At 63.2% G+C, this 9619-nt stretch carries 8 protein-coding genes and 2 pseudogenes; 4 read left to right on the top strand and 6 right to left on the bottom strand.

The features are described 5' to 3' along the window. The 3 genes and pseudogenes from EN749_RS22995 to EN749_RS23005 form a co-directional block, all read right to left on the bottom strand. Nucleotides 1-2861, bottom strand: a 2861-nt coding sequence (locus tag EN749_RS22995) for an autotransporter-associated beta strand repeat-containing protein (RefSeq protein ID WP_189367665.1), incomplete at its 3' end; no start/stop codon positions are given. Nucleotides 2862-3214: 353 nt separating this feature from the next. Then, nucleotides 3215-3320 (bottom strand): annotated as a pseudogene (locus tag EN749_RS38965) (ABC transporter permease); the annotation flags it as partial. Between the two features lie 396 nt (nt 3321-3716). Further along, nucleotides 3717-4073 (bottom strand): hypothetical protein, encoded by a 357-nt coding sequence (locus EN749_RS23005; protein ID WP_128364034.1) that lies wholly within the window; start codon nt 4071-4073, stop codon nt 3717-3719. A gap of 251 nt (nt 4074-4324) precedes the next feature. Here EN749_RS23005 and EN749_RS23010 point away from each other — a divergent pair, with 251 nt between their 5' ends. Further along, entirely contained in the window at nt 4325-4765 is a 441-nt protein-coding gene (locus EN749_RS23010; RefSeq protein ID WP_127267000.1) for a hypothetical protein, read from the top strand. A gap of 72 nt (nt 4766-4837) precedes the next feature. Here the strand turns inward: EN749_RS23010 and EN749_RS23015 are convergent, their stop codons facing one another. Next, nucleotides 4838-6460: an ABC-F family ATP-binding cassette domain-containing protein gene (locus EN749_RS23015; protein WP_127267001.1), complete on the bottom strand. Its 1623-nt coding sequence runs from the start codon at nt 6458-6460 to the stop codon at nt 4838-4840. A gap of 413 nt (nt 6461-6873) precedes the next feature. Here EN749_RS23015 and EN749_RS23020 point away from each other — a divergent pair, with 413 nt between their 5' ends. Continuing rightward, nucleotides 6874-7161 carry a hypothetical protein gene (locus tag EN749_RS23020; RefSeq protein WP_127326633.1) on the top strand — a complete coding sequence of 96 codons (288 nt, stop codon included), beginning with the start codon at nt 6874-6876 and terminating at the stop codon, nt 7159-7161. A 304-nt stretch (nt 7162-7465) separates the two neighbouring features. Here the strand turns inward: EN749_RS23020 and EN749_RS23025 are convergent, their stop codons facing one another. Next, on the bottom strand, nt 7466-8065 hold the full coding sequence (locus EN749_RS23025; RefSeq protein ID WP_128364035.1) for a YdeI/OmpD-associated family protein: 600 nt from the start codon (nt 8063-8065) through the stop codon (nt 7466-7468). A gap of 251 nt (nt 8066-8316) precedes the next feature. Between EN749_RS23025 and EN749_RS23030 the strand changes: the two genes are divergently transcribed. After that, nucleotides 8317-8931 (top strand): hypothetical protein, encoded by a 615-nt coding sequence (locus EN749_RS23030; RefSeq protein ID WP_189367667.1) that lies wholly within the window; start codon nt 8317-8319, stop codon nt 8929-8931. 111 nt (nt 8932-9042) lie between these two features. Beyond that, nucleotides 9043-9198: pseudogene (locus EN749_RS23035) on the top strand (SDR family NAD(P)-dependent oxidoreductase); the annotation flags it as partial. A gap of 84 nt (nt 9199-9282) precedes the next feature. Here the strand turns inward: EN749_RS23035 and EN749_RS23040 are convergent. After that, nucleotides 9283-9619 (bottom strand): PDZ domain-containing protein (locus tag EN749_RS23040; protein ID WP_145990976.1); only part of this gene is annotated, 337 nt, incomplete at its 5' end.

The raw sequence follows: 9619 nt of genomic DNA on the forward strand, positions 1-9619 counted from the left end.
CCAAGATTGTTGTCGGCCGAAACCGAAAGCACACCGCCCGAAACCGTGGTCCCGCCCGTGTAGGTGTTGGCGCCCGACAACACCAGCGTGCCTGCATCGGTCTTGGTCAGGCCGCTCGCCCCGGTCAGCACCGAGGCGATGGTCGCGGTATAGCCCGCGCCAGCCACCGTCCCGTCGCCGACCCGGATGATGCTCTCGCCGCCGGCGCCGGCCAGTGTGACGGGGTCGCCTTCGATGCGGTAGCCATCGGCGGCGAACTGCATTCCGGTGACCTCCAGCGCACCGGCACTGTCGTCGGCGACAACGGTGCCGCCGAGGGTCTGGAAGACGGCAAAGCCGGGTTGCGGTTTCATGGCTCCGTTGACCAGACCGGTGCTGGTCGTCCAATTTGGGCTCGTCGCCGTCCAGGTGCCGTTGCCGCCATCGACCAGATCGTTGTTGGCATTGCCGGCTGCGTCGCCGTCCCAAAACCACAAATCGGTGCCGACGCTGCTGATCAGATTGACCTGCTTGGCGACCGAGGTCTGCACCGTCAGGTCGGCGGCCGTGACGCCGGCCGGCAAATTGTCGAGTTCGAGACCGTGGTCGGTGAGCGCGCCGCCATAATTGATCAGCCGGTAGACGCCGGGCCCGAAGCCGCCGACATCGGTGATGTTGAGGCTGCCGTCCAGCGTCAGCGCGCCGGTCACCTCGATCAGGTCGTTGACACCGCCACCGACAATGCCGGCCTGGCCAAGCTCGTAGTCGAGGATAGAACCGGAGCTCAGGCTGAGCGAGCCGACCGTAAGCGTGCCAGGGCTGGATCCCGGCGCCAGCACGCCGCCATCGGCGACGATCACCGCGCCGCCGATCGAACCGGATCCGCCCAGCGTGCCGCCGCTGTTGACCGTCGTTTCGGTGTTGCCGAGCGAGCCCTCGACCACGAGCTTGCCGCCGTCCACGGTGGTGCGGCCGGAATAGGTGCTGTCGCCGTTGAGCACCAGGGTGCCGGCGCCCTCCTTGTAGACGCCGCCCACGCCGCTCAGCTCGCCATTGGCGGTCAGTGTCGTGCCCGTCGCCGTGCGGAAGAAGCCATAGCCGGACGTGAGGTTGATATCGCGGCTCATGGCGAAGCTTGCCGTCGTGACGAGTTCGCCGCCGTCGAGTGCCAACAGGCCCGTCGCCGTGCCCAAATTCTGGTCTGAAGCGACAGAGACGCTTTTGCCGACCCCGACCTTGGTGCCGCCGCCGTGGGTGTTGGTGCCGGTCAGCGTCAGCGTGCCCACGCCTTCGACGTCGAGGCTGCCCGAGCCGGAGATGTTTCCGCCGAAGGTGTTGGGCCCAAGGTCGAGAAACGAGACGGCGCCGTTGTTCAGGATGTCGCCACGGATGGCCACGGTGTTCCCGGCGAGCGTGCCCGCATTGACGATGTTGCCGCCTGTGTAATTGTTGGAAAAGCTGGTGACGTTGAGCGTGCCGGTACCATTCTTGATCAACGTGCCGGCACCGGTCACTTTGCCAGTCACGTCGAGCTGCGTGCCTGCGGCGGTGTCGAACCCGCCATTGCCATTGAGCTGGACAGCACGGGCAGTGGAAAAGCTGGCGGTCGTGTGCAACGTGCCGCCGCCGAAGCTGAGATTGCCGGAGGCTGCGCCGAGATTGCCGTCGGCGGCCACTTGAAGCGTGCCGGCATTGACCGTGGTGCCGCCGCTATAGTTGTTGGCGCCGGTGAGGATCGTCGTTCCGCTGCCGATCTGGCTGACCGTGCCCGTGCCGCTGATGACACCGCCATAAGTCAGCACGTCGCTGCGGTTGAAGGCGAGCGTGCCGGCGTTGACGACGTCGCCGATGATTGAGCCGCTGGTGCCACCATTGCCCAGCTGCAGCGTGCCCTGCTGGATATCCCAATTGGTAGTGGCTGTGTTGTCGGCCGTCAGCGCCCAGGTGCCACTGCCGGTCTTCTCGAAAATGTCGAAGTTGCGATACTGCCCGGCGCTGCCGATCGAACCATCCAGGATCGAGAAGCCAGTTCCGCTGAGCCGAAGGCGGTCGGTGGTCGCCGTGGCGTTCGCCACCACATTGCCGAAGATTTGCGAGCCGTCCTGCAGCTCAAGACGGATTACGCCGGTCGTCGGCATGACGCTCGGCAACCAGCCGATCGCGTCGGCGCCGGCACCGGCCCGGATGGTGCCGCTGTTAACAATATCTATCGAGACGGCAGCGCCGTTGGCCGCGATAGCGCCCCCACCCGGGCCACCCCCTTCGATGGTGCCAGTATTGATGATCTGGCCGGCGCCATTTCGAACATAGACGCCAATACCGCCGCTGCCGCTCGCAGCGGGCCCGCCGCGGATGGTTCCATGATTGGTCAACGTCGTGGCAGCGCCCGGGCCGCCAAAATCGACGCCTGCGCCGCCAGATCCTGAAGCTCCAGTTCCGCCCTGGACCAAGCCCATATTGATCACCGCGGCGCCACTCCGCATCTGCAGCCCCGCTGATGAACTGCCACCGTCCGAGCCCATGAACGTGCCCATCAGCGTCCGCACGGCGCCTGCGCCAGAGATTGCGACGCCGCTGCCCGGTGCGCCAAACAGCGTAAACCCTTGGGTGTCGATCGTCTGCGGCTTGGTGGGCACCGGCAGAGGAATGGATGTTACCGTGAAGCTGGCGGTCAGCGTAATCGTCGCGTTGGAATCAGGGTCCCCATTCGCGGCGCTGATCGCAGTGCGAAGCGAGCTATCGCTGTTGGCGACGTAGTTGCCCGCCATCGCCTGGCGCGAGGTCGCACCGGCAACGATCAAAGCTGCCAGGGAAGCTCCCGCCCAAAACCGCCCGCGCGCCACGGCCAAAAGCCCGCCGCCCGCGCGAATTCGTCCCGCCATGCCTTAGCCCCCGATTCCGGATGTCCGAACGCAGCATGATTACTGTCGCGCGGCAATCCATCTATAGTGCAGGGAGCTACCAAAACGCTAAGAATGTTGTGCAACTGCAACTATGTGAGGGAGAAGATGGAAGATATATCTTATATATCTAAATTAGCTTGTCGCGATAGCAATTAAGAAGCGCGAGCCTGCGGTGGTGTTGGGCAGCTCTTGTCTGCCCGTAGCAGTGTCGACCTGAAACGCACGTTTTTATACTGCCAGTCAAGCTGCAGAGAACGGCAGCTTGTCGGGAGGCGATGCAAATAGCGGACAGTCGGCTCACGGCCCCAAAGCAGCCATACACCAAATCCCCCCTACCTCTCCTCCACAATCCGCAAATACGCCGCCGTCACGAACAGCACGATCCGCCCGAACAAGATCCGCCTTGCCCCCCTCGGGCACTTGCAAGGGCCTCAGCACCGGGAGATTCCCTGCCGAGGTGACGGGCGCCGCGAGGGGACTCAGCCCGCGAATGCTTCGAATGTATCCTTAGAGGTCAGCATTGCCTGGCCCTTGAACGAGATCGAGAAATCGCCAAGCCGGTGCCGGCCTTGGTCATTCTTGACCAGGATGTCTCCATCAACCTTGGTGAAGTCACTCTCGATGCCTTTGACGATCCTGTCGACGTAGCGCAGGTTGCTCTTGACGGAGAGACTATCGTTCTTGGCCAGTTGCTGCGCGAGACGTTGGAGCTTCGGTCGTCGCCGATGCTTTGCAGCCGCGCTTCAACGGCCTCGGGGCTGGTGCGCGCCAACGGCGGCTTCCATCACTCGCGCCGCAGCCCCGGCGCCTTTTGCCCGGAAGGCGCCGCCAAGGCTATGGATACTTCGTCGGCGGTACGGCAGGGTTCAAATCGCCCTGCAGTTCCTTCGGCAACGGCAGGCTTGAGCATTGCAGATGCACCTCGCGGGCGAACAGCTTTCGCTGCTTCTGCTCATGCTCCTTGATGGCTGCGACGAGCCCCATCGAGTATGGACCAAGCAGGACGCCGAAACCCCACCCCGGATGCTCTTTCTCGCGAGCCTGGTAATCCGAAGCCGCCATGCGGGCCTGCTGGCATGCCGGCGAAGCCCATTTCTGGTCCTGCTGCGAAAGCGACGCCTCATAGTCGACCGGGGAGGTCGCGCATCCGGCCACTGCCGCGGTCAATGCGAGGCAGATTGCGATTCTCATCCGAAGCCTCTCCTAAGCCTTGTGAAGGGCCTGCATAGACCTCTTCATCGCACAAGGCGATAGGCTGCGGTCAGGCGCGTTCCCCACCCTCCGCAACCCGCCGCCCTCTCCCCGGCCTTCCCGCAGCCGGATTCGAACATGCCTGGAACCAAATCACGGGGCCTGGAACCAAACCACGGGCCAGACTGTTCAGTTGTAACTTTGATCCCACGCTGCGGCCGGCAAAGCGGCGACATTGAGGAGTTCTCACCATGAAGATTTCATCCGGATTTCGTTCCATCGCGGTTGCCGCCATCGCCACCGCGAGCATCGGCTTTGCCAGCGCCGCGCATGCCGACAGCGGCACGATCCGCTTCGCCGTCTACAAGGCGGCGTTTTTCGTCGGCGGCTCCGGCGGCAAGGGCACCTTCACCTTCCATGGCAAGAGCTACCCGATCTCGATCGGCGCCGTGTCCGGAGGCCTGGCTTTCGGCGTGTCCAAGACATATTTCCGCGGCACGGTTCGCCATATCCGCCGCGCCCGCGACGTGACCGGGGTCTACGGAGCAGCCGGCGGCGGCGGCACGATCGGCAAGGGAGCCCAGGTGATCATCATGACCAATGACAAGGGCGCCCAACTCGAACTCACGGGCAAGCAAGTCGGCCTGCAGGTCAACGCCGACCTCAGCGGCATGGCCATCTCGTTCGAGTAAGGCCGTCATTCCAGCCGGACCATATTCAAAGGGCGGTGCCGGCTTCGAGCCGACGCCGCCCTTATCATTTACCTAGCTCCTGAGCCCCGGCGCCTCCTGGCCGGTGCGCTCGACATATTCCGTATAGCCGCCGCCATAGGTGTGGATACCCTCGGGCGTCAGTTCCAGCACGCGGTTGGAAAGCGCTGCGAGGAAATGCCGGTCGTGCGAGACGAACAGCATGGTGCCCTCGTATTGCGAAAGCGCCGTGATCAGCATCTCCTTGGTGGCGATGTCGAGGTGGTTGGTCGGCTCGTCCAGCACCAGAAGGTTGGGCGGGTCGAACAGCATCAGCGCCATCACCAGCCGCGCCTTCTCACCGCCTGACAGCACGCGGCATTTCTTCTCGATCTCGTCGCCGGAAAAACCGAAGCAGCCGGCAAGGGCCCGCAGCGGCGCCTGGCCGGCCTGCGGAAACGCGTCCTCCAGCGTCTGGAACACAGTGCGCTCGCCTTCCAGCACCTCCATCGCGTGCTGGGCGAAATAACCCATTTTGACGCTTGGCCCGCGCGCGACCGTGCCGGTGTCCGGCTCGGAAGCGCCGGCGACCAGCTTCAGAAGCGTCGATTTGCCGGCGCCATTGACGCCCATGATGCACCAGCGCTCGCGGCGGCGGACCTGGAAGTCGAGCCCCTCATAGATGGAGCGGCTGCCATAGCCCTTGTGGACGTTCTTCAGCGTCACGACATCCTCGCCGCAGCGCGGCGCCGGCAGGAAATCGAAGGACACGGTCTGGCGGCGCTTCGGCGGCTCGACGCGGTCGATCTTGTCCAGCTTCTTCACCCGGCTCTGCACCTGCGCGGCATGCGAGGCGCGCGCCTTGAAGCGCTCGATGAAGGCAATCTCCTTGGCCAGCATTGCCTGCTGGCGCTCGAACTGTGCCTGCTGCTGCTTGTCGGCGATCGCCCGCTGCTGCTGGTAGAATTCGTAGTTTCCGGAATAGGCGGTCAGCGAACCGGCGTCGATCTCGACCACCTTGTTGACGATGCGGTTCATGAACTCGCGATCGTGCGAGGTCATCAGCAGCGCGCCGTCATAGTTTTTCAGGAAGGATTCCAGCCAGATCAGGCTCTCCAGGTCGAGATGGTTCGATGGCTCATCGAGCAACATGGCGTCGGGCCGCATCAGCAGGATGCGGGCCAGCGCCACGCGCATCTTCCAGCCGCCGGAAAGCTTTCCGACATCGCCGTCCATCATCTCCTGCGAAAAGCCGAGACCGTCCAGCACTTCCCGCGCACGGCCATCCAGCGCATAACCGTCGAGTTCCTCGAAGCGGTGCTGCGCCTCGCCATATTTTTCGATGATTTCGTCCATCTGGTCGGCCTGGTCAGGATCGGCCATGGCCGCCTCGAGGGCTGCCATTTCGGCCGCGACTTCGGACACCGGCCCGGCGCCGTTCATCACTTCGGCGACAGCGCTGTGGCCTTCCATGTCGCCCACATCCTGGCTGAAATAGCCGATGGTCACGCCGCGATCGACCTGCACCTGGCCTTCGTCGGGCTGCTCCTGGCCGGTGATCATGCGAAACAGTGTCGTCTTGCCGGCGCCGTTCGGCCCGACGAGGCCGACCTTCTCGCCCTTCTGCAGGGACGCCGACGCTTCGATGAAGACAAGCTGACGGCCGTTCTGCTTGCTGATGCTTTCAAGTCTGATCATGCGGTGTCCGGGCTATATGCTTGCGCGAAAGGATTTGCCCGGCGCCTTACGCGAAGGATGGCCGCAAAGGAAGAGGCGCAAGCGCCGCATACAGCGGAACGCCCTTGCCTTCCCCCCTTGTGGGGGAAGGTGGATCGGCGCGTCAGCGCCGAGACGGATGAGGGGTGTTCCAGCGGAATGAGACGTTAGTGTTCCCTGGAACACCCCTCATCCGACCTCGCTTCGCGAGGCCACCTTCTCCCACAGGGGGAGAAGGGACAACCCCACCCAGACACACTCCAGAAACAAGAAACAACATCCGGGAAAAGCTCGCGAAAACATCGCCTGTCATAACCACCCTCGCGGCGGTCAAGCGGGCTGCTGCACAACGCGAAGAAATGGTCCAAAACATGCAACGACGCTCGACCGGATGGATGGGTGCCCTGACAGGCATTTCGCTCGCCATGCTGGCGGTCGCACAATCGGGTGCGGAAGCAGCGGTCACCCGGAGCGAATATTGCAGCCAGCTCGGTCTTCAACTCGACGGAGCCATCCAGACCAAAGCCAAACCCGGTGCCAGTGCGAGCCAGATCGCCGAGGCAACCGCGCTCCAGGACAAGGCGAACCGGTTTTGTGCCGAGCGCAAACAGGCACAAGGCATCAGGACCTACGCCAACGCCCTGAAACTCCTTGGCGTGACGCCGGTCGACTTGAACCAATAGTATCTGCCTTTGAACCATCAAGCACGCCAAGGCTGCTTGATTGCCCCTCCTTCCTGACTTCCTCCCGGGAAAAGGCCGCCACTCGCAAAGCGAGGGCGGCTTTTTTCTTGGCTACGCAATGCCGGAGGAAATGCGCGACAGACACCTGTCAAATCCGCACAAAAACAGATGCTTATAACAATTCGGCGATTCAGATACTGAAGCACTTCATGCGACGCTGAGTGCCGATCGCAATCTGCCCAGGAATCGGGTGGCGGGCCGCATGCGAACGCATGCCCCTCGCCGCAGAAAGAGCCTGAGCGGCTTACTTCCTGCCTTGCGGATGGATCGTCTCGCCGCGCTTCAGCATGGCCACAAACGTCTCGATCTTCTTCTTGCGCCCGGCCTCGGTCTTCATGTTGTGGGTGCGGAAGGCGAGCGCGAAACGGTTCTGCGCACTGAGTTTTTCAAGCATCGCCTTGGCGGCAGGTTCGGCGTCTATGGCTGCTTGCAAATCATCGGGAATTTTCATCTGCTTGCCGCTGCCATAGGCGCGCGCCCAGCGCCCGTCCGCCTTGGCCGCCTCGACCTGTTTGAGCCCATGCTCGGTCATGCGGCCCTCCTCGACCAGCCGCGCGACATTGTCGATGTTGATCAGGCTCCAGATGCTCTTCCGGCTGCGCGGCGTGTAGCGCTGCAGGAAACTCTTGTCGTCCAGCCCCTTGCGCACCGCGTCGATCCAGCCGAAGCACAGCACCACGTCGATGGCTTGCTTGGGGGTGATCGACTTCAGTCCCGCCCCCACCTTGTGAACCATGATCCACACTTCGGTTTCCGTAGCGTGGTGCTTGCCGAGCCACGCGTAGAAGCTGCCCGCATCCGGGAATTCATGGATCTTGTCGGGATCAACCTTGACCGGCGCCATTAGCCGGCCTGTTTGTTCAGTGCCGCTCGCGCCACCATAGTTCCTGCTCCCACTGTCGTCTTGCCCCCCGCATTGCGCCCATCGTCATTGCCCGGCATGTGGCACCGATCGCTGTCAGTTTCCGTCAGTTGCGTCACCACAAGCTAAGGAAAGCATCGCCGCGCGACTTCGTCGGGGAGAAGAGAGGGCGCGCGATATTCCACCGCCATGCTATAGGACCGCAAGGTGTCAGTCTGGGGGAATATGCCACCGTGAAATCTCTGCTGCTCGCTTTTTTATCCTTGCTGTTGCCGAGCCTCGCCCTCGCCGAGCCGATCGAAACCCGGAAAATCATCACGGCTTTGACTGGCGACTTCAACGGCGATGGCGCCGTCGATCTCGCCATGGTGGTGGAGACCGAGCCCGGCCAGCCGATGGACGTCCACTTCTTCCTCAGGGACAAGGAGCATAATTACCTCAAGCCCGTCGAGATCGTGCACGAGCAGATCCACGGGGAATGGAACGGCTACGACCGGCCGGGCTACGAGAACTCCGACACCGAGCCGGAACTGACGATGCTGCCCAACGGTTTGATCAAATTCTACCTGCCTGCGATGCCGGTCGGCAGCGAACGGACCGACATGACGCTGACCATCGCCTGGCGCAACGGTGCCTTCATCGTTGCCGGCTTCGCCTATGACCATGATGACTATTTGAAGGAGAATGCCGAAAGCGCCTGCGAGTACAATGTGCTGACCGGCAAAGGCACCAGCAGCGAAAAGCAGCCGGACGGCAGCACCAAGCACAAGACCGTCTCCGTCGAAGGCCAGGCCATCGCTTTCAAGGACTGGAACCCGGGCGCTGCCTTCACCGCTTGCGGCAACTGATCGCCCTGCATCATCGGCGCTTCCGATAGCGCTATCGGTTTCTTCCGTTTTCACTTGCCGTACCGAACTGCCAATTCCCTGCCCTTCTCCATCCAAGCAAAGGCAGAGCGAATGAGCATTTCAAATCAGAAAATCCTGATCGTCGGCGGCGGCTCCGGCATGGGTCTGGCGCTGGCCCGACGCTGCAGTGAGGCTGGGGCCGAGGTGATCATCGCCGGTCGCGGCGAGAACCGGCTGCGACAGGCGCGCGAGGCGCTGGGCAATCCCGACGAGGCCCTGGCCGCGATGGCCGAGCGGCTGCCCGTCGGGCGAATTGGCAACCCGATGACATCGCGGACGCCATCGACGCGCCTACTGCAGCTGCGGCTTTTTCAGAAAACTGCCGCGGTCGGCCGATTTGACGCGCAGCCAGGTTTCGCGGCCGTCGCGCAGCACCCGCATCGGAATCTCGGCCCCCGCCGAGCCGCTTTCCCACAGCTTGCGATAGAAATCGGCCAGCCCGTCGACCGCGCCGTCGCGGATGTCGGAGATGATGTCGCCCTGACGCAGGCCGGCCTTGGCCGCCGGGCCGCCCTCGGTCACGCTCATCACCACCACCCTGCCGTCGCTTTCGGCCGACAGGGCGCCGAGCCACGGGCGCGGCGGCTTGGCCACCTGGCCGCGCGTCAAGAGGTCGTCGAGAACTGTC

Source organism: Mesorhizobium sp. M7A.F.Ca.ET.027.02.1.1, from assembly GCF_004022985.1.
Lineage (GTDB): Bacteria > Pseudomonadota > Alphaproteobacteria > Rhizobiales > Rhizobiaceae > Mesorhizobium.